Consider the following 20,362-nt stretch of genomic DNA (forward strand, 5'->3'; position numbering starts at 1 on the left):
GTACCGGAAGGAAAAAATATCGCGCCCCGCTGTCAGTCAGGGGACAAGCTGGGTATCCTAGAACACTGTAATCCCATTGCCCAATACTACCGGTTCATTGATGTCACATTCTTCCCTGTTGCCCGAACAACCCCTGTCTTTTTCTCCCGGGCTTGCGCAGACTATCGGCCTGGAAGAGGCTATTTTGCTGCAACAGCTGGGGGCCCTCTTTGTCCACCGCACCGCCCAGCACCGGGCCAACCACGCCTGGCTGGCGGTAGAGCGTGATTTCCTGCTGCGTACGCTGCCGTTCTGGAGTCCGGCGGACCTTCACCGGATTACCCGTAACCTGGTAGACAAGGGGGTCCTGCTGGTTGAATCACCGCCACTGCACAGCCATGAGCGGCTGGTCTTCGCCCTCAATGAGCCCGTTCGCTCGACGGCACCCGCGGCAGCGCCGGTCACCGCGCAGCCACCAACGCGGCGCAGCTCCGGCCAGCTGCCGCCCAACTGGTCACCCAGTGAAGACCTGCTGCAACTGCTGACCCTGAACCACAACATACCCCGCCAGTTCGCGATCGACCAGCTGGAAGATTTCATCTTTTACTGGCGCGAGCGCGGCGAGCCCAGCCACGCCTGGGACAACAAGTTCCGCCAGCACGTTATCGGCAACTGGCGTCGCCAGCAACAGCAGGAGGCAGAGACCTTCCGGATAGAACACAGCCCGGAGCTGGACAACCAGTGGCGACCCAGCCGCGATGCCCTGGAGATCATGATCCGCGGCGGCGTTGAACGTGAATTCATTGAAGAGGCCATACCCGAATTCATTCTTTACTGGCGCGAGCGCGGTACCGCACCCAAAGAGCTGAACTCGAAGTTTATCCAGCACATCCGTATTCAGTGGGCCAAATATACCTCCAGCATGGAACACAGTACCGAGCCGCGGCGCATCAGCGAAAACTGGCAGCCCACGGCGGATGTTTTCGATATTCTGGAGCTCTCTCATATCGATGAACAATTCGCCAACAACCTGCTGCCGGAATTCATTATCTACTGGCGCGACAGCAACCAGGCGCACACATCCTGGAACAGCAAGTTCCTGCAGCACGTGAAATTCCACTGGGCCAAACAACATCGTATCCAACAGGCGGGACACAGCCATGAAGGACAGCAAGGATCTAATGCAACGGGTCGCACGCGGGATAGCAGCCTCGCCGACGACCTCAGCGACACCTCCTGGGCAGACTGAGCAACGCCGCAGGGTTGCCACCGATGCCCATGTAGAGGCGATAAACCAGGTATTTGCCCTGTTCAGGCTGAATTACCACAATCAGTACTATGCCGCCTACGCCGAGGCGGAACAGCTCAAGCAAATCAAGAAACTGTGGCTGGAATCCCTCGCCGACTATCCGGTAGAGCAGATTTTGCGCGGTGCGCGCCACGCCATTGAAAACAGTGAATACCTGCCAACCCTGCATCGCATGCTTGAGTGTTGCCAGCAAAGCCTTACCGGACTGGGATTACCCAAACCTCACGATGCCTATAAGGAAGCCTGCCAGGCGCCCTCGCCCAGATCAGCCCAACGCTGGTCGCACCCGGCGGTGTACCTGGCGGGGCGCGATAGCGACTGGTTTTTCCTGGCCAACAATCCCGAGCGCATCACCTGGCCGGTATTCAGGCAGCACTACCACGACTACTGCACCCGGGTGATTCAGGGCGAGAAGCTGGAAGTTCCCGCGTCCGGGGAGCTGGAACAGCATGACCCGGAGCCACTCTCCAAAGACGCCCAGCTGGCCCAGCTGAAAGATTGCGTGAGGTTAACGATCTGTAAGGGCGGCGGACCCCGAGACCCGGTGGCACGGCTAACCGTTCCACCTACTCGTCGTAATTGCCGCGCGCGAGATTCTCGAAACGGGTGAACTGGCCAACAAACGCCAGCCGGCAACTGCCTATCGGGCCATTACGCTGCTTGCCGAGAATGATCTCCGCGGTACCCTTGTCCGGCGAGTCCTCGTTGTACACCTCGTCGCGGTAGATGAACATGATCAGGTCCGCGTCCTGTTCTATCGCGCCGGATTCACGCAGGTCCGAGTTCACCGGCCGCTTGTTGGGACGCTGTTCCAGCGACCGGTTCAGCTGGGAGAGTGCCACCATCGGGCACTTGAACTCCTTGGCGATGGCCTTGAGGCTACGGGATATCTCGGAGATTTCAGCGGTGCGGCCATCGGAGGAACCGGCCACCTGCATCAGCTGGATATAATCCACCATGATCATACCCAGCGGGCCATGCTCGCGAATGATGCGTCGCGCACGGCTGCGCACCTCGGTAGGCGTCAGCGCCGGGGTATCATCAATGAACAGGGGCATATCTTTCAATTTGGATACGGCGGCGCTGAGTTTGGGCCAGTCCTCCTGCTCCAGCTTGCCGTTGCGGATCCGGGTCTGGTCTATTTTGCCCACCGAGGACAGCATGCGAATGATCAGCTGCTCCGCGGGCATCTCCATGCTGAATACCAGAATGGGTTTTTCCTGGCCCAGTACCGCATTCTCCACCAGGTTCATGGCGAAGCTGGTCTTGCCCATGGAGGGGCGCCCGGCCACAATAATCAGGTCAGAGGGTTGCAAGCCGGACGTCATGCGGTTGAGGTCGGTAAAACCGGTGCTGAGCCCGGTAATATCGCCCCCGGAATTGAACAGCTCCTCGATCCGGCCCAGCGCCGCTTGCAGCAGTGGGTTAACGTCCCGCGGGCCACCAGCCTTGGGGCCATACTCCGCAATCTGCATGATCAGGCGCTCGGCCTCGTCAATCAGTTCGTCGGAGGTGCGTCCCTCGGGGTTGAAACCACTTTCGGCAATGTCCTGGGCGGCTTCGATCAATTTACGCAGGCTGGCACGCTCGCTGACCACCTGGGCATAGGCGCGAAGATTGGACGCACTCGGTGTGTTGCTGGCCAGTTCCGCGAGATAACCCAGGCCCCCAGCCGCCTCCAGCTCACCGTTGGCAGTGAGCTTATCCGCCACCGTAATCACATCCACCGGTTCGGAGGCTTCCGCCAGCTTGTGAATCTGGCGGAAAATGAGGCGGTGATCAGGGCGATAGAAATCCTGCGCCGTGACCGCTTCCGCTACGGCATCCCAGCCATCCGAGGACAACAGCAGCCCGCCCAACACCGACTGCTCGGCCTCCACTGAGTGTGGCTGCATCTTGATGCGCGCGATATCCCGGTCACTACCGCCCCGTTCTCCCACATAGGGAGGCTCCGGGTAGGGAGGCTCGGAGATGATGTCAGGATAATCGATATCGGGCATGGGCTCGCGCTGTTGGTGCCAAAGACAGGCAGGTTAGCGGAATTTTCCACAATCAGAAAGCACTGATAGCCGCAACTGCACGCTGACTACGTCCGGAGGCTGTAGTCGGGATTGCCGTGGAGCTGTGAAGCGAAATTGAAACCGGCTGCCCGAAAGGGCGCACCGGTGGCAGGTTTTACTCGGGAACTACCGCGACGGTGACAGCTGCAGTAACGTCGCCATGGACTTGAATGAACACTTCGTACTCACCCAGGTCGCGCAGGGCACCCTCGGGCAGGCGTACTTCAGACTTGTCCACTTCACAACCCGCCGCCGTTATCGCTTCAGCGATATCACGGGTACCGACCGAACCAAACAGCTTGCCCTCTTCACCGGCATTGGCACCGATGACGATCGGCTCCAGTGCATTCAGAGCATCGGCACGCTTCTGGGCTTCAGCCAGGGCCGCCGCTGCAGCTGCTTCCAGCTCCGCACGCCGGGCCTCAAACTCCGCCACGTTAAACCGGGTGGCCGGTACGGCCTTGCCCTGGGGGATCAGGAAGTTACGGCCGTAGCCCGCCTTCACGTCAACCTTGTCACCCAGATCACCCAGGTTGCCAATATTTTCCAGCAATATGACTTCCATCTCGATTCCTCTCTCCGGGGAGTTCCCTCCCACTTTAAACAGTTCGTCAGTCGCGATCTTCGCTATCGTCCCGCCGTTTGGCGTCGGAGCCGATCTTGCCCTGCCAGCGCTGGCGAAAACGAAACCAGCTATCGGCAACAGCAGCAAAAACCACCAGTAATTTCATCAGGTCAAAAAAGACCCAGGCGAAGTAAAACCCCACCAATATACCCGCACCACGGCCTTTCATGGCCAGCCGCGCATGTAACAGCGCCAGCCCCGCAAAAGTCAGTGGCACCAGGCAGATAACTGCCCAGGCCCTGTACTCAACCCCCTGGCTGACCAGGCCGAGCCCCGCCAGCAGAAGCACTGCGCTCACCGCGGGCGAGTAGTACAGGGAGCGAAACTCCACCGCAAAACCACCCGGGTTGTACAATACCGCCTGCCACCAGCGCGCCAGCAACAGACACAACACGCTCAGCATGGCGTTGGCAGCGCCCAGCATACCTGCCCCCTGCAGCGCCGTAGGGCGCCACAAAACCACTTCTTCGCCACCTGAGGACGCCATTTGCTGTTCCATGCTGGTAAGGAACTGGTCAAAAAAGGCCAGCATCTGGTCCAGCATGGGGCCGCCGAAGGTCGCCACCACAAGCCCTGTTACAAAACCCACCGGCACGCCGGCAAGAATCGCCAGCGGCAGGTTTACCGTTAGTCGCAGCACCAGGGCCAGGGCCGCGGTGCCAAGTAACAGCGCCAGGGGGCCACTGTCACCAAATACCAGAATCAACGCTGTTGCCGGCAAAGCGGCCCAAAACAGCAACCAGACCCCTGGCCCCGCACCCCGACGCAAAGTCACCAGGGCAATGGCGGCCGCGCTGATCCAGCTGAACATCAAGCTGGACGCGCCCGCCACAACCACCAGCAGGGCCTGCCAGCGGCCGCGCATAATGAAATTGGCAAGGCCTTTCATTATGCGGCTCCCGCCATCACGTTATGCAGTACTGTCAGCGCGCACACTGCGGACTGTTTACTGATGCGAATCCGAATAGGGCAGCAGCGCCAGGAAACGCGCGCGTTTCACAGCAGTTGCCAGCTGACGCTGATAGCGGGCCTTGGTGCCGGTAATCCGGCTGGGTACTATCTTGCCGGTTTCGGAAATATACGCCTTCAGGGTTTCAAGGTCCTTGTAATCAATTTCCTTGGTGCCTTCGGCGGTGAAGCGACAAAACTTACGGCGACGGAAAAAACGTGCCATGGTGCGACTCCTTTTAAACCTTTATAAACGTTACATACATTACAGACTGGATTACTCGGCCGACGGTTTTTCGTCGCCTTCCTTGTCTGTATCGCTTTCAGTAGTAGCCGCGCTTTCGCGGGGTGCGCGTTCGGCATCGGCAGACTGGCGTTCTTCGTAGCGGGTCTTGCGCTCGCGGCTTTCTTTCTCGGCCTTCATGATGAAAGACTCATCAGTAACGGCTTCGTCGCGGCGAATGACCAGGTTACGCAGAACAGCATCGTTGTAACGGAAAGTGGTGGTCAGTTCTTCCATCGCTTCATTGGAAGCTTCAACATTCAACAGCACATAGTGTGCCTTGTGAATCTTGTTGATGGGGTAAGCCAGTTGACGACGGCCCCAGTCTTCCACACGGTGCACATTGCCACCGTCTTTCTGGATGGTATTGGAGTAGCGCTCGATCATCGCGGGCACTTGTTCGGACTGGTCCGGATGGACCATAAACACAACTTCGTAATGACGCATGAAGGCTCCTTACGGGTTAATGCTACCCATCAAATATGGTGTAGCAAGGAGGATCGGCAGCAAGCGCCACCGGGCAATTTTCAGGCCGCGGAGTCTACAGAATTTGTCTCACCACTGCAAGAGAAGAGAATGCAGGTCTCACAACCCTCTGGCGGTACGCTGGCGCACGACCTCAAAGAGGGAAATGCCGGTCGCTACGGAAACGTTGAGACTACTGACAGTACCCGCCATTGGCAGGCGCACCAGGTGGTCGCAGTGCTCGCGGGTAAGCCGCCGCAAACCGGCTCCCTCGGCGCCCATTACCAGTGCCACGGAGCCAGTGAGGTCGGCGTCGTACAAGGACTGCTCAGCCTCCCCGGCCGCACCGTAAAGCCAGACTCCCCGCTCCTTGAGCGCCGCCAGGGTACGAGCGATATTGGTCACCCGCACGAAGGGCATCACCTCGGCGGCACCACAGGCCACCTTGCGCACAACCGGCGACAGATCCGCCGCCTTGTCCTTGGGCACCACCACCGCCTGCACCCCGGCCGCATCGGCACTGCGCAGGCAGGCGCCCAGATTATGGGGATCCGTTACACAGTCCAGCACCAGCAACAACACCGGCCCCGGGCTGTTATCAACCAGCTCCAGCAGATCGGTTTCATCCAGGAGGTTGCTTTCCGCCTCCGGGCCACCCGCTGCTGCCGCTTCGGGCACTGTCGCCACAGCGCCCTGGTGACGTCCGCTAACGAGACCGTCGAGTACCTTGCGCGGTTCGCGAACCACAGTGACGCCCTGGTTGCGAGCCAGGGTAAGCAGCGCCCCTACCCGCTTGTCTTCGCGGCCCTGCTGCAGGGCCAGCTGTTGAACCGAACCGGGATTGCGGCGCAACAGGCTCTCTACCGCGTGAATACCATAAATGTGGGCCATATAATCCTAACGACGCCTGCGCTGGCGGGACTTGCGAGGCGGCTTGGCCTCGTCCGGGCTGGCAGCAGACGCGGCCTCCCCGGAACCGGTCTTCGCTTTCGCTTTGGTTTTAGCCCTGGGCTTGGCGCCCTCCCCGGCTGCCGGCGCCCTGGCACCCGATTTGGCACCGGACTTGCCACCGCCAGACTTGCCGCCACCCGATTTGCGGGTCTTTTTGGCGGGGCCCTTCACCGGCGGAGAGGCTTCAATCAATTCCAGGTCAATCTTCTTGTCGTCCAGGTCGACCCGCGCGACCTGCACCCTTACCCTGCCACCCAGCTTGTAACTGCGGCCGCTGCGTTCGCCAACCAGGCGCTGGTGGGCCGCGTCAAAGCTGTAGTAATCGCCGGGCAGGGCACTGATATGAACAAGCCCTTCTATATAGATGGGCTGCAATTCGACAAACAGGCCAAAGCTGGTGACCGCGGCAATCAAACCATCAAACTCGTCGCCCACATGTTCCTGCAGGTACTCGCATTTCAACCAGGATTCCACATCCCGGGTGGCGTCATCGGCACGCCGCTCGGTCATTGAGCAGTGCTCACCGTGGATCGCCATGGCATGATCGTCGTACGGGAAAATCCTGTCGCGGGGAATCGCTTCCGCACCGCGCTTGCGAACCACGGTCTTGGTGCGCACTTTCGAGCGGATGATATGGCGTATTCCGCGATGTACCAGCAGGTCCGCATAGCGGCGGATGGGTGAGGTGAAGTGGGCGTAGGCGTCATAATGCAGGCCGAAATGACCTTCATTTTCCGGCTGGTAAACGGCCTGGCGCAACGAACGCAACAGCATGGTCTGGATAACATTGGAATCCGGCCGGTCCTGAACTTCATCAAGCAGGCGGCCATAATGCTCCGGAGAGGGTTTTTCGCCCCCCCGCAGGTCCAGCCCCAGCTCACCGAGAAAGGCGCGCAGCTTTTCCAGCTTCTCCGGCGTCGGCCCCTCGTGAACCCGGAACAACACCGGCAACTGGTGCTCCTCAAAGAACCGCGCCGCAGCGACGTTGGCACTGAGCATGCACTCTTCGATCAGCTTGTGCGCGTCGTTGCGCACCACCGGGACAATGGCTTCGATCTTGCGCTGCTCATTGAACAGGATCCGGGTTTCCACCGTTTCAAAGTCGATGGCGCCACGATTATCCCGCGCCTTGCGCAGGACGTTATACAGCGTATGCAGGCGCTTCAGGTCCTTGAGCAGGCTCTTGTCAATCTTGTCGTCACTACCGTGCTCGAGGGCTTCCGCCACCTGGTTGTAGGTGAGACGGGCGTGGGAGTGGATTACCGCCTCGAAAAAACGGAAACCGGTGAGCTTGCCCGAACCGCTGAGGTCCATTTCACAGACCATCGCGAGACGATCGACCTTCGGTTTCAGGGAACACAGGCCGTTGGAGAGTGCCTCGGGCAGCATGGGCACAACCTGCTCCGGGAAATACACGGAGTTGCCGCGCAGGGCCGCCTCTTCGTCGAGCGCCGAACCGGGGCGAACGTAGTGGGACACATCTGCAATGGCCACCCACAGGCGCCAGCCACGCAGGCGCTTTTCACAGTAAACCGCGTCGTCAAAGTCCCGTGCGTCCTCGCCATCAATGGTGACGAACGCCAGGTCCCGCAGATCGGCACGGTATTTCTTGTCTTCCTCGCGAGGCTCTGACTCCAGTGCGGCCGCCTCTCGCAATACCTCTTCGGGCCACTCGTGGGGGATATTATGGGAACGTATCGCCACGTCAATTTCGAGGCCGGGGTCCATATGGTCGCCCAATACCTCGACAATGGTACCCTTGGCGCTGAGGTTACGGGTGGGATAATCGGTGATTTCGGCAGTCACGATCTGGCCGGCGTCAACGTCGCCCTTCGCCGCCGGCGGAATCAGGATCCGGTGGTTAAGCCGGCTGTTATCCGGCACCACGAAACCTATGCCACCCTCCTCCTCGTAACGGCCCACCACGGTGGTGGTGCCGCGCTTCAGCACCTCCACCACCTTGCCTTCGGGCCGGCCACGACGATCCAGGCCGATAATGGCCACCAGCACTTCATCGCCATCAAACACGTACTGCATCTGCCGCGAGCTCAGGTAAACGTCCTCGGCCTCAGCCAGCGGGATTGCGAAGCCGTAGCCATCGCGATGACCCTGCACCCTGCAATGCAACAGGTTCAGCTTGTCGACCAGGCCGTAGGCCCCGCGCCGGTTTGGCATCAGCTGGCCATCGCGCTCCATTGCACGCAGGCGCCTGCGCAGGGCTTCTATTTGCTCTTCGTCCTCAAGCTCAAGCCGACGTGCGAGCTGGGCATGGCTCAAGGGCTTATCCGCCTCCCCGAGCAGCTCGAGAATCACTTCACGGCTGGGAATGGGATTGTCATAACGAGCGGCTTCGCGCTCGGCGTGAGGGTCGGCAATGGTGCCTTTTTTGGTCATAGAGCAGGGGTTTCCTTAAATCCGGTTCTTGGTAATTTTTGCTGGCCTACAGTATACGCGAGGATTGACAAAGGTGCTTGGTAAAAGTAAAGTGCGCGCCCTCAGGTAGCGGCTTGCCGCCACTCTGATGCCCAGGTGGTGAAATTGGTAGACACGCTAGCTTCAGGTGCTAGTGCTCGAAAGGGCGTGGAGGTTCAAGTCCTCTCCTGGGCACCATTCTTGAAACACATTGAAAGACCTATAGAGACCATTTAAGGCACTGATTCTTAAATGGTTTTTTTGTTTCTGGCCGGGGAACATCTGGTCCCTCGCAGTCTCGAATTGCCCCTTCTGTGGAACGCAGCATTGTAAAACCACCTCTCCCCTCCATAAAAGGAGAGCAGGCAGGAGCTGCCATTTGGCAACGGGGTCTCACGCTGCTCCGCTCGGGCAATGCCCCGCAGCCAACCTGGCACCAATAGCTATCATTATCACAATTTTTGATAACTATAATGTCCACTGTGGTTGACAGCCGCATGCTGGGCACTATAGTTACCACTTTCAGTCATTTTGGTAGCCATTGTGATCAGCAAAAAACTGGTAAAGGGTCGCTCTGCTGTCGTCTTTCCCAAAAACCGACGCCTTCTGGAACAGCTTGGCGAGAACATCAAGCTCGCATGCAAACGCCGAGGTTATACCCAGGTTTTGATTTCCGAGCGAACGGGGCTCAGTCGTCTCACCATTCGCAAGATTGAGAAGGGAGATCCCGGCGTTTCAATCGGCCACTATCTTACCGTGCTCAGTGTCGTCGGGCTCGCGGGGGATGTCACCAAGGTCGCGCTGGACGATGAACTGGGGCATAAGTTACAGGACATCAAGCTGATGGGCAGGAAAACAGGATCCTCATCATGAGCACAGGGGTGTTTGTTTTTGCAGACTGGGAGGAGTTCGAGAAGCCCGTATTCGTTGGCACGCTTCGCTCTTCTGCCGCTCGCCAAAATCAGCTTCAGTTACGACACTGACTGGTTGCTGTCTCCCTATGCGCAGCAAATCGATCCTGAGCTACGCCTTTACTCCGGCGAACAGCACGGCGAAGACGACAAGAACTTCCGGGTATTCCTGGATTCATGCCCTGATCGCTGGGGCCGTTTGCTTATGAAACGGCGCGAAGCTATTCATGCCCGCCAGGAAGATCGTCGCCCACGAGTCCTGAATGAAATCGATTATCTTGTCGGTGTACACGACCTTCACCGAACCGGCGCACTGAGATTCAAGCGCGAGCTGGAAGGCCCATTTCTTGATAATGACGAACGCCTCGGCGCCCCGCCTCTCTCATCCCTGAGAGAACTCGAGCATGCCGGAGAGCCGGATCGAGCAGTTCGGCAGTCATCACCACACTTTTCTGACCAAACGCTTTGATCGCACCGAGGGAAGTCGCCTTCACTTTACGTCGGCGATGACACAACTCGGCTATTACGACGGCGAACATGACGCCAGCTATCTGGAACTCGCACAATTCCTGACCGAGCACGGCGCGAACACCAGGAATGATCTCGCGCAGTTATGGCGCCGCATTGTGTTTTACATCGCCATTTCCAATACCGATGACCACCTCCGCAACCACGGATTTATTTATCATCAGGGAGGCTGGCTGCTATCTCCAGCGTATGATATTAACCCGGTCACGCCTGCCAATGGCTTGCATCTCAATATCAACGACAGCGATAACAGCCTGGACTATGAGCTGGCCATGGAAGTCATCGAATTCTTTCAACTCGACCGTGGTCAGGCGCTACAGATTAAAGATGAAGTACTCGTCAGTGTTGCCAACTGGAAGGCTAAAGCAAGTGCTGCTGGACTCAGCAGGAGTGAGTAAAAACTGATGGAACCGGCATTTAATCTCTGACCCGGATTTTCGGTAGGGGCCGTCGCTGCTGCGCAGCTCCGGGAAGACTGATCCAGCCGCTACGCTATCGGCAACGTGCGACCAGAAAATCCACAGCTACTTTCACCTTCGGCACCAGATAACGCTGTTTTTGATATAGCAGGTAAATTGCCAGGTTAGGGTTCTGGCTAACCGTGGGGGCCGGCGATAAATCCAGTTTCACCAGCTCCCCACTGTCGAAATAACCCGCGAGTGACCATGCAGGCGCCAGAATGATCCCCTTTGCTGCCAAAGCTTGACGCCCCAGCCATGGCGCATTATTTGAGATCGCAATGGTTTCACCGGACACGTCGTGCCACTCACCATCGCTCTCACACAACCAGGGTGATGGTCCTGCCGGGGTACGAAAAAACAGTCCCTTGTGTTGCCGGAGATCAAAGGCCGACTTTGGGCTGCCGTGGACCTTGAGATATTGGGGAGCAGCCGCTGGAACAAACTCGTTATCCATCAGTCTCAACGCCTGAATTCGTTCGTTAGGTGGGTAGCCACCTCGAATCGCGATATCCACGTCGTCGCGCCCAAGCGCGGTCAGTTCGTCGCTCAAACTGATGTCGAGGACAATGTCCGGATACTTCTGCTTAAATTCTTCCATCAACGGTAAGAGAATACCCTCACCAAAACTCACCATGGAGCTGATGCGCAAACGTCCCACTGGTTTAGCGTGATAGCTTCGGACCGTCTCATTACTCTGCTCAATCTGAAGCAGGATGCCCTGAACCTGCTGATAGTACAGCCGGCCGATCTCAGTCACCTGAACCACTCGGGTACTGCGCTTTAACAATGTCGCACCGAGGCTTGCCTCCAAATTGGCCACCCGGCGCGAAAGTGACGAAGGCGGGACATCAAAAACGCTTGCGGCTTTTGTAAAGCTACCTGTCTCAACGACCTTGGAGAAATAGCGCAGCGCTTTGAGCTGGTCCATTATTTATTGTCTTTATAGCAATAGAGTTTGGACAATACTCCTATATACATCACCTAAAAAGCAACAAATAATGGCTCCTTCACCGATACAGGGGTTCGATCATGGCTTTCAGCGTCCATCTCGCAGCACGCCCAACACCAGGCCCAATTACTCATGGCGGGCAAGATTAAATATCGCATCCATGTCCTGCACGGTCTGGAATCGTCGATTGACGGTCTGGACCTGTTTTTCACCGGCGAGAACCGCGGCAAACTCATCGTAATACTCTAACCCACTCCTCTGGCAGAATCTCATGAACAATTTAAAATGGACTTATGGTGGCCTTGTGGTATTGCTGGCAATGGAACCCGCACTGGCCTCTGAGGCAATAAACCTGTCCGCCGGTAACGACGGCTCAGCAACGCGTATAGAGAACGATCTGGACAGTTGGACCGCATTCGCCATCGTGGTCACCTCACTGGTCACGGCCTGGTGCATGAACGCGGTGTCTCCTAAAGCCCGGTCATTTGGCACAATATTGGCGTCATTGGGGTGCCTGGCGGTGGCCGCCTGGTTTTTCCTCTTTGTCCTGGGCACAGGAATTCTGGAGAACCCAAAACCCAATCAAACACCTTTGGACTCAGCGAAGCCCACACTACTGTGGCTTCAGGGAATTGTTGCGCTGGCGGCGGGATTATTCCTGCTGCTGGTAGGAATCAGGCAATCCGGTGAAGATAAAGCACTCGAGCTCAAGACCGAAAACGAGCCGGAGCGATACGGTCGTATATCTCGATTACTGCATTGGTCCACAGCAATGTTGTTTATCGCCATGATCCCGATGGGGATCTTTGCATCGATCATCCCTGAAGGCACAGACTACAGAAATGCCTACTATGTGGTTCACAAAACCATCGGTGTCCTGGTATTCGTACTATTGGCCACTCGCTTAATCTGGAATTTGGGAACACGTCGCCCCGCTTTGGCTGAGAGCCTGAATCCAGTTGAGCGAAAGCTGGCCCATTGGGTGCACGTTGCTCTGTATGGTTTCCTGTTCGCATTGCCCGTCACCGGATTCGTGATGACGAGCTTTCATGGCTACCCAACGTTCTTCTTTATCTGGGAACTGCCACCCCTTTGGGCCTCAAGCGACACAGGGACCATTGCCTGGGGCCTTTTCCACAAGTATCTGCTGCCCTACGTCCTCTACATCACCCTGGGGGCCCATATCCTGGGCGCGCTCAAACATCACTATATCGACAAGCACCCACAGGCTATCAAACGCATTGTGGGATAATGGGCGATTGGGGTGATCCGGTTATCCCTCGACCTCTCGCTGATTTATCGCTGGCCACAGCGATCCGCGGTCGTCTTTCCCAAGGTTCGACGCCTTCTGGAACAGCTTGGTGAGAACATCAAACTGGCGCCTAAACGCAGGGGTTATACCCAGGTTTTGATGTCCGAGCGTACGAGGCTCAGCCGTCTGACCATTCGCAAAATTGAGAAGGGACCCGGATGCTGAATATATTACTGACCAGGCGACCTTTATCAGTGGCGCACCCTGCCACTATACAGGGCAACTGACCTCTTCCAGCTGGAGGATCGCAAGCATACGGCCAAATCCGACATACTGCCCCGCCATCATCATAAGCTCGAGGAGTTCACCTTCGCTGAAAACCTGCTTCAATGACCTGATGGTTTCGTCATCTATGGAAAAATGATCAATTGCCATTTTCTCGGCCAGAGCGATGGCGGCCCGCTCTCTCTCCGTGAAGGACTCGGACGGATCATCCACGCCCTGCATCGCCTCCTCCTCGGTTACGGTCGGGTCAAGGCGCGCGGCTTTGCAAGTCTTGCAGCCGTTCAGTGTCGCAATGCGCAGCCGGACAAGTTCTTTCAGACGCGGCTCCAGAAGGCCGGTACCATCGCTGCGGTGCCAGGGGTAATAGAATTTCAGGTAGCCTTCCAGAAGCTGCGGATTGGCGGAAAAGGCGCGGGCTGTATGTTTTGTCGACCAGTCCTTTTCTGGTGCATTATCATGAAGTTCACGCAGAAAAGGGGGTAGTTGCTCAGGTTCTGTCAGAAAAATTCGTGACATGAAATATCCTCCAATGCGTGCGGGTAGGGAAATCCCGACTCTGTTTTGGTATGAATTGATCGTAGCACAAGATTGTTGTTTTTTGATACAGTCTGCCAAGGCAGTGTCAGAGATTCAATTCGACTGATTCAATAAAACTTTGGGAGGCTTTGGTGAACAAAGAAGAATTTGCACGGAATTTCAGCGCGCCTGCGGGTGCACCATTGTATGGTCGGCCGCCTTATATATATCGAGGGGTCGAGGATATTATCATTCGTTATGAGGCGGATACGCAAAAGGTACGCGAGATGTTGCCGCCCGGCGTTGAGCCCGCCGATGATCCGGCTGTGTGTACCGCCTGGGGGCGGTGGATTCCGTTTTCCTCCTTTGGGCCTTACCACGAGGCTTATGTCATGGTCCGCGTGATCCATGCCGGAGTCACATATCTTTACCAGCCTGTTATCCTGGTTGATAACGAGGTGGGGCTGGCAGCCGGACGGGAAATCTGGGGTTATGCGAAAAAAATGGCTCATTTCCATCGCGGATCAGGGGATGACCATTATGGATATGGAGAGCAGATTCTATTCAAGGTTGACCGTCCTTTGGGGCAGCCGGTCATGACGGCAACCATGGTTCGTGACAGTCGCGCGGATGCCGCCGATCTGGGGCCGGATTTGCCGATATTGTCTTGCCGGATAATTCCGGCAGCCGACGGCTCCCGACGTCCAAGCGTTGCGGAACTGGTGCGCCTGGATGTGACCGCCCATCTTCATGAAGGGCCGGACGGCAAGCCTGAATTTTATGCCGGTCGCGCCCAGTTGAAGCTTGAGGGTGGCGCAGCGGATCCGTGGAACAAACTGGCGCCGACTCGTATTCTCGGTGGCTATTATGGCGTTTTCGACTTTGACCTCGGAGGTGGCCGGGTCGTTCACGATTATCGCGATGACGAGGATATCTGGGAGTAAAAGCGATGCGGGCGGTGGGCTCTCGGCGCTGCCTTCCGGTGGATGGGCAGCGTTCAAGGAGGTGGAAATTGAGCGACCAACGCCCGGCGCGCGCGATCTTCTCGCGGTCGGGAGAAAGTGGTCACCTTATGATGCGTCACTACATCTACTGTTAGCCGTTTATTTTTACAACAAAAAGCTGGAAAATCGTCGAGCGCCATCCTGTAAAAGGCGCGAATTATTCCCGTACAAAGATATAAGACACCCAAAAAGAAGCCCGCTTCCGGTCAGGAAACGGGCTTAAACCATGCTCCAATCGACTAGAAAGAATAACTCACGCGCAGGGTGAATTCGTCCGCCCAACCCGCGGTGCTAAGTGCATTGTAATTTTCTGTGCGGCTGGTAAATCCGTCCTCAATTATGTGGTTGAAAAACGCCTCAACACCCCAGTCCCCGCCCGGACGCCAGCGCACTGCCGGCTGCAACAGCATCGCTCCTTCTGTGTCATACAGCATAGAGAAGTCGAAACGCCACTTGAGAGTCGGCGATGGCTGCTGAATCGCTACTGCAACATAATTTGCACTATCAGGTGTTCGTGCGTTCTGTGCCGCACGATCCGCAGTACCACCCATGCCGCTCAAGTGACGACCGAAGATATCGCTCTCGGTCCGGTGCATCCACTGGAATACGAAATAGGTCGCTGGAAACTCTCTGGAAAAGCGGTGGTACTTCTCAAGTACGAGGGACGTAATTATCTCATCCTCGACAATATGCTCGCGACTGAGCGACGGGTTGGTAAACGTGCGGTCGTTTGCATACTGGATCTCAAGGTTTGCTATCAACTGGTCGAGAAAAGATCCGGGCTCGCCATTGAATGTATAACCCAATCCCAGACCAAAGACGCTCTCGCGGTGGTATTCCCTGGCGAGGTGTCCACGCAGGCCACCCGCAGAGGAAAAGAACAAATCCAGTTCCTGTCCGGCATCAAACTCGTTGTCTACCAGATAAGCGCCAAGAGCCTGCGCGCCCGGAAATTCGGCGATTGAGGCATTGAGGCCTTCGATACCGTCGAGGCGGGCAAGGCCGGCGTAATGAAACCACTCCCTGGCAGACAACACACCGGTGGAATCCCGTTCGAACGCGGTAGTCGCCATGAGATCAGCAGTGGGGTCTCCGGGCAACCCCGTTAACGACTTACTTACACCGGACTCGGTCCAGCGGAAAGTACCGTCTGGATTGTAACGATTCGTAGCCATTGCCTGCACCGTGACCGGGCCAACATCGCCGCGTACGCGAATACCGAAGTTGGCTTTATCATCGTAGTCGCCGTACAAGTCATGAATGGTGAACTGCGATGCGATCGTGTTGTAAGGCGTGTCGGGATTTCCATAAATGGTCGGCCGAAAATGCTGGACAAACCCGTCCATCTCCCAACCGCCAAACATGTATTGCACCCGAACCGCTGGCGACGGAACGCGCTTATCAGAAAACTCTTCAGGAACAAAATCAAGCACGCTATGACGCCGCAGATCAAGTCCGTTCGGAACGTCCATTACGCGAAAGAACAGCGACTGCCCCCAGGCAATTTGCTGGTTACCAGCGCGCACCAACAGAGCACCATCCTGGTAGTCGAAATAGAATCGAGGCAAGTCAATCATATATTTCTCGCCCGTCCACTCCAAAGACATGGGCGCCTTGCGCGACTGCAGCCCACCCTGACCGCTTACCCGATAATCAAAGTAGCTCACGTCCTGATGCAAGGCGCCTGCCGGGTCGGCTCCTGGAATCGAATTGATGTCGTGATGCTTGTAGGTATCAAAATCGAAGATTGCGCGCACCTCACCTCGAAATGACAACTTGGTACCAAGACGCAAATCAATGTCGAACTTTCCCCGCATGATATTCATGTTGAAATCATTGTCCCTGATCGGCATCGGTCGACGTACCGTATCGGGAGTTCCTCCAATCGGATTGCGCTGCACATCGATATTATTAAATGGGTTGCCAGCCTGGTTGAATGGATTCTCATCGGATGTGGTGCGGATAGCCGACTCGAATCGAACAAAACCACCATAGCTTGCCCCAAACACGTCGGGATCAAACAACGCCCCCGCAGCGTGGGTGGTACCTGACACCAGTAAGCCGACAGGAAGACCTATTTTTAATAATCGCGTTTTCGAAAAAGCCACCATGTTATTATCTCCTGGAAAAACGCAGCGCCACGCTATTGCGGCGCCTTTTTGATCACACGAAGACGTTCCTTTCGGTACGCCATACTCCCTGAATCAGCCGCCTAGTCGCTGCAGAGCTTGTGAAGTCATGTAACGGTTATATACATCGTTTACATCATTGGTTTCGAAGGCAGTTTTGTAGCCACCCTGTACCTCTTTACCGACGTAATAACGTGTCATCCGACCGTCGAGGCGGTCGTAGATCATCACGCCTGTCCAAGACCAGGCAGGCTTACCTCCCTTGGTGAATGTTTCGTGCTCATTGCTATACTGGGCATATTGCGGTTCGAATGACTTCCAGACTTCACCCTTCCGGTCAGTTGTCACCGATGCAACCATGAGCTGGTTTCGAACATCAATCCAGACCGTACGCTTGCCGACTGGCGAGCGGGGAAAGCCCACGGGCTCGGACTCGAGAACGATACACTCGGGACATAACTCCATGACAGTCTCGTGGAAGGTTTGTCCTTTGGGGCCACCGTGAACCGGCTTCTCCCAGTTATCGCGTCCCCCCATAAAGTTTCCCGGGTTTTGCGCACCGAGCATTGGCTTACGCTCAACAATCCGATAGTTACCCCACGTGAGCATAGGGTCACCAGCAGCCCAAGCATCAGAAAGAAACAACACCATCCCTGGCACGAGCGGCTCGAACCGTTGATTCGTGGGGAACTGGCGAACGCGGCGAAAAGCTGGAAGATAGCCCAGAAGGTCCGGGAATTTGCGTTGATCGTAATACCAGGTATTCAGATATGATGTGCCATTCACGTCGTCGGGGCGGGTAAACCAGACAGAGTTATATCGCAGCAAGTCGTCGCGGCCCTGGAAAACCTGACCGTCAGTACGTGAGGTCACCTGGAGCTCTGTCCACACAAAGTCATACTGATAAGCTATGTCGCCATTGCGATCAATATCATGATCGCGGGTGGCACTCATCTGCCAGTCGTTTCGCCCCCATGCCAGGACCATATCCGCAGCTGCCTCTTCCGCAGTCTTCGGGTCGGGGAAAGGACAGCCGCCCAACCAGGGCCCGCCATCCGGTGCACGGACGTTACCCGCTGCATCAAATCGTGCCTTGCCGGCGTTGCGTACCGTCGCCTCAAGATAGTCATGAGGATATAGCTTGGTGAGGTCGCGCGTACTCTCCGCAATCCGGATTCGCCGGCCCATCGTCTTGACCTGTTCAAGCGCAATCGGATCGAGCAGATGCGCCACATACTCAACATTGTCGGCAGTAACGAGGTCGCCGGGCTTGACCTTACCTTTCGTATGCATCTCGATCGACAACAACTCATCCGGATAGGCTCTGCTGATATCGGTGACCGCAGAATCAGAACGAGCAATCATGGGCCACAATGACGTCAGCACGCCAGCTGATGCCGCACCTAAAAGGCTCTTCTCAACAAACTTGCGCCGTGAATAATTGAAATCATATTTTTTTATGTACATAGCGATCTCCTGGACAATGTGATGGCTTGACGACGAAAACTACTTGATCAGGCATTACTGAAACATGGGGCAAAGGCAAGACCAGCGAAAGCCAATCTCCCGGCATCACGGATAGCTAATGCACCACACTCCAGCCTTACTCCCAGGCTCCACGCCTTCGTAAGGAGTGAAAAATGGCCTGGGCTTCCGGGTCGCAACACCAAAGCTTTCTGGTTTGAGTAATGCGCGACGCCTAAATTAATGGACCTGATGGTTGTCATTATGGGCACCAGTTAAAGACAACTCTTTTGTACTACAATCTAATACCACAATTTGCGAGTGTCAACTGTTTACATTTCACACTATTCTGAACACGCGAAGCCGAAACCAAAAGAAGATATTGCCTGAAAGCTTTTTGGGGAAATCCGACCATTAGATTGCACAGTGTCAGTAGCCCAGGCGCCGAAGAGCATTCCGCGTCAAGTATCGCTGGTAAATACTTTCGTCGTTAACCGCGGTACGATGCCCGCCCGATATCTCTTTGACCTGCTCGAGTCTCGACATGCGTCCTGTCTGAATATCAAAAGCGTGGACATGGGTCCAGGACCAGTAGGGGCTGTCGCCATCCATGACGCTTCGGTCCCCCGATTGATAGATGCTAAAGGCCCCGTCGAAGCTGCGATATACTTCGCCCTTGTGATCGTAGGTATTCATCGCCAACGGAAGCCCCGTGCGGGCATCGAACCACACCCGCTTCTTGCTCACCGGCGCCCGCTTGAAGCTTAGCGGCTCAGCTTCCACCACAATGGCTTCGGGGATAAGCTGCACCGTCGTATCCCAGAACGTCGTGCCCTTCGGCCCACCATGCGTTGTGTGCTCCCAGTTGGGGTGTTGCGGATTCCAGCCGTCGGAAACGGCGGCCAGGAAAGGTCCCCGATCGATGATGCGGTAATTGCCCCATGTGTGCAGCGGATCCCCGGCTGCCCAGGCATCCGAAAGGTATAGCGTACCCCCCGGCACAAGAGGTTCGAAGCGCTGATTCGTCGGAAACACCCGAATTCGCTTGAAATCCGGGAGGTAACCGAGCAAGTCGGGGAACTCGTTCTGGTCATAGGGCCAGATATTCAGGTAAGAGGTACCCGAGACGTCCTCGGGTGAGGTAAACACAACGCTCTGGTAACGGAGTTTGTCCTCGTGTCCGGACCAGTAAGGGCGCTCCTCCAGCGTGACTCTGGCGACGGTGGCAAGTTCTGCCCATACGGTTTCGTACTCATACTGTACATCGCCCTCTCGCGACAGGTCGTATTCCTTGATGGCATAAAGCGATGCGTCGTGCCGGCCCCAGCTCAGGGTCAGCGCCGCAAACAGCTCGAGCCCACTGCGCGCTTCGGGGAAGGGGTTTCCGCCGATCCAGGGCCTGCCATCGTCATTGACCACGTTGCCGCGATCATTGAACCGTGCCCTGCCCTGGTTGCGTACGGTTGCCTCGATATAGTCCCTGGGGGACAGCTGCATGATATCGGTGGTAGTAGAAGCCACCTGCATGCTTCGCCCCATGCTGGCGATCTGTTCGTACTTGATATCGTCGAGGAGATCACGCACGTACTCAACATTATCCGCGGAGATTGTGTCGCCGGCGGCTATTTTGCCTCCGGTGTACATGTCGAGACTGAGCAGCTCGTCCGGATAGACGCCATCGGTATCACCGGCGCGCGCCAGGGTCGGCCACAGTGGCGCGAGAACACCTGCGGCTATGGCGCCGCGTGACAGCGTGGCCAGAAAGTGCCGCCTGCTGTGCGGACCGTCGAAACGCCTGATGAAATGCATAATCTTACCTCCTTACTGAGGG

Annotated in this window: 19 protein-coding genes and 1 tRNA gene; 8 read left to right on the forward strand and 12 right to left on the reverse strand. The window is 56.5% G+C overall.

Going from position 1 to position 20,362, the window contains the following annotated elements:
- Nucleotides 1-100: 100 nt before the first annotated feature.
- Both CWI75_RS13475 and CWI75_RS18440 read left to right on the forward strand, forming a co-directional pair.
- On the forward strand, nucleotides 101-1,228 hold the full coding sequence (locus CWI75_RS13475) for a DnaT-like ssDNA-binding domain-containing protein (RefSeq protein ID WP_101522042.1): 1,128 nt from the start codon (nucleotides 101-103) through the stop codon (nucleotides 1,226-1,228).
- A complete protein-coding gene (locus tag CWI75_RS18440) occupies nucleotides 1,161-1,898 on the forward strand; it encodes a replication protein P (RefSeq protein WP_162300085.1) in 738 nt (245 codons plus the stop codon). The genes CWI75_RS13475 and CWI75_RS18440 overlap by 68 nt, the downstream gene beginning before the upstream one ends.
- On the opposite strand, the gene dnaB is transcribed toward CWI75_RS18440, so the two are convergent.
- From dnaB to rnr, 7 genes are all read right to left on the reverse strand, one after another.
- A complete protein-coding gene (dnaB, locus tag CWI75_RS13485; protein WP_101522043.1) occupies nucleotides 1,855-3,288 on the reverse strand; it encodes a replicative DNA helicase in 1,434 nt (477 codons plus the stop codon). The genes CWI75_RS18440 and dnaB overlap by 44 nt on opposite strands.
- 175 nt (nucleotides 3,289-3,463) lie before the next feature.
- Nucleotides 3,464-3,913 carry a 50S ribosomal protein L9 gene (gene rplI, locus CWI75_RS13490; RefSeq protein WP_101522044.1) on the reverse strand — a complete coding sequence of 150 codons (450 nt, stop codon included), beginning with the start codon at nucleotides 3,911-3,913 and terminating at the stop codon, nucleotides 3,464-3,466.
- 46 nt (nucleotides 3,914-3,959) lie between these two features.
- Entirely contained in the window at nucleotides 3,960-4,862 is a 903-nt protein-coding gene (locus tag CWI75_RS13495; protein ID WP_101522045.1) for a hypothetical protein, read from the reverse strand.
- A 57-nt stretch (nucleotides 4,863-4,919) separates the two neighbouring features.
- On the reverse strand, nucleotides 4,920-5,147 hold the full coding sequence (gene rpsR, locus CWI75_RS13500; RefSeq protein WP_101522046.1) for a 30S ribosomal protein S18: 228 nt from the start codon (nucleotides 5,145-5,147) through the stop codon (nucleotides 4,920-4,922).
- A gap of 51 nt (nucleotides 5,148-5,198) precedes the next feature.
- Complete coding sequence (gene rpsF, locus CWI75_RS13505; protein WP_101522047.1) at nucleotides 5,199-5,651, reverse strand: 30S ribosomal protein S6; 453 nt, start codon at nucleotides 5,649-5,651, stop codon at nucleotides 5,199-5,201.
- Nucleotides 5,652-5,789: 138 nt separating this feature from the next.
- The gene (gene rlmB / locus CWI75_RS13510) at nucleotides 5,790-6,560 is read right to left on the reverse strand and encodes a 23S rRNA (guanosine(2251)-2'-O)-methyltransferase RlmB (RefSeq protein ID WP_101522048.1); all 771 of its coding nucleotides are present in this window, start codon (nucleotides 6,558-6,560) and stop codon (nucleotides 5,790-5,792) included.
- Nucleotides 6,561-6,566: 6 nt separating this feature from the next.
- Nucleotides 6,567-9,014, reverse strand: coding sequence for a ribonuclease R (rnr, locus tag CWI75_RS13515; RefSeq protein ID WP_101522049.1), 2,448 nt, complete (start codon nucleotides 9,012-9,014; stop codon nucleotides 6,567-6,569).
- Nucleotides 9,015-9,143: 129 nt separating this feature from the next.
- On the opposite strand from rnr, the gene CWI75_RS13520 reads away from it, so the two are divergent.
- The 4 genes from CWI75_RS13520 (at nucleotide 9,144) to CWI75_RS18715 (ending at nucleotide 10,869) form a co-directional block, all read left to right on the forward strand.
- A tRNA-Leu gene (locus tag CWI75_RS13520) sits at nucleotides 9,144-9,230 on the forward strand.
- Nucleotides 9,231-9,575: 345 nt separating this feature from the next.
- Nucleotides 9,576-9,905 (forward strand): helix-turn-helix domain-containing protein, encoded by a 330-nt coding sequence (locus CWI75_RS13525; RefSeq protein WP_101522158.1) that lies wholly within the window; start codon nucleotides 9,576-9,578, stop codon nucleotides 9,903-9,905.
- A gap of 54 nt (nucleotides 9,906-9,959) precedes the next feature.
- The gene (locus CWI75_RS18710; RefSeq protein ID WP_241521224.1) at nucleotides 9,960-10,412 is read left to right on the forward strand and encodes a hypothetical protein; all 453 of its coding nucleotides are present in this window, start codon (nucleotides 9,960-9,962) and stop codon (nucleotides 10,410-10,412) included.
- A complete protein-coding gene (locus CWI75_RS18715; RefSeq protein WP_241521225.1) occupies nucleotides 10,348-10,869 on the forward strand; it encodes a type II toxin-antitoxin system HipA family toxin in 522 nt (173 codons plus the stop codon). Before CWI75_RS18710 ends, CWI75_RS18715 begins: the two co-directional genes overlap by 65 nt.
- Nucleotides 10,870-10,963: 94 nt before the next feature.
- On the opposite strand, the gene CWI75_RS13535 is transcribed toward CWI75_RS18715, so the two are convergent.
- Nucleotides 10,964-11,860, reverse strand: coding sequence for a LysR family transcriptional regulator (locus CWI75_RS13535; protein ID WP_101522050.1), 897 nt, complete (start codon nucleotides 11,858-11,860; stop codon nucleotides 10,964-10,966).
- Between the two features lie 292 nt (nucleotides 11,861-12,152).
- Between CWI75_RS13535 and CWI75_RS13545 the strand changes: the two genes are divergently transcribed.
- Nucleotides 12,153-13,133, forward strand: a complete 981-nt coding sequence (locus CWI75_RS13545; protein ID WP_101522051.1) for a cytochrome b — start codon at nucleotides 12,153-12,155, stop codon at nucleotides 13,131-13,133.
- Between the two features lie 270 nt (nucleotides 13,134-13,403).
- Here the strand turns inward: CWI75_RS13545 and CWI75_RS13555 are convergent, their stop codons facing one another.
- Nucleotides 13,404-13,934 (reverse strand): carboxymuconolactone decarboxylase family protein, encoded by a 531-nt coding sequence (locus CWI75_RS13555; RefSeq protein WP_101522053.1) that lies wholly within the window; start codon nucleotides 13,932-13,934, stop codon nucleotides 13,404-13,406.
- A 152-nt stretch (nucleotides 13,935-14,086) separates the two neighbouring features.
- On the opposite strand from CWI75_RS13555, the gene CWI75_RS13560 reads away from it, so the two are divergent.
- On the forward strand, nucleotides 14,087-14,878 hold the full coding sequence (locus tag CWI75_RS13560) for an acetoacetate decarboxylase family protein (protein ID WP_162300086.1): 792 nt from the start codon (nucleotides 14,087-14,089) through the stop codon (nucleotides 14,876-14,878).
- A 299-nt stretch (nucleotides 14,879-15,177) separates the two neighbouring features.
- On the opposite strand, the gene CWI75_RS13565 is transcribed toward CWI75_RS13560, so the two are convergent.
- The 3 genes from CWI75_RS13565 to CWI75_RS13575 all read right to left on the reverse strand — a co-directional run bounded on the left by CWI75_RS13565 (nucleotide 15,178) and on the right by CWI75_RS13575 (nucleotide 20,340).
- Nucleotides 15,178-17,049 (reverse strand): DUF1302 family protein, encoded by a 1,872-nt coding sequence (locus CWI75_RS13565; protein ID WP_101522055.1) that lies wholly within the window; start codon nucleotides 17,047-17,049, stop codon nucleotides 15,178-15,180.
- Nucleotides 17,050-17,142: 93 nt separating this feature from the next.
- Nucleotides 17,143-18,534, reverse strand: coding sequence for a DUF1329 domain-containing protein (locus tag CWI75_RS13570; RefSeq protein ID WP_101522056.1), 1,392 nt, complete (start codon nucleotides 18,532-18,534; stop codon nucleotides 17,143-17,145).
- A gap of 426 nt (nucleotides 18,535-18,960) precedes the next feature.
- The gene (locus CWI75_RS13575) at nucleotides 18,961-20,340 is read right to left on the reverse strand and encodes a DUF1329 domain-containing protein (RefSeq protein WP_101522057.1); all 1,380 of its coding nucleotides are present in this window, start codon (nucleotides 20,338-20,340) and stop codon (nucleotides 18,961-18,963) included.
- Nucleotides 20,341-20,362 lie beyond the last annotated feature (22 nt).

Origin of the sequence: Kineobactrum sediminis (genome assembly GCF_002868715.1) — a bacterium.
GTDB lineage: Bacteria > Pseudomonadota > Gammaproteobacteria > Pseudomonadales > Halieaceae > Kineobactrum > Kineobactrum sediminis.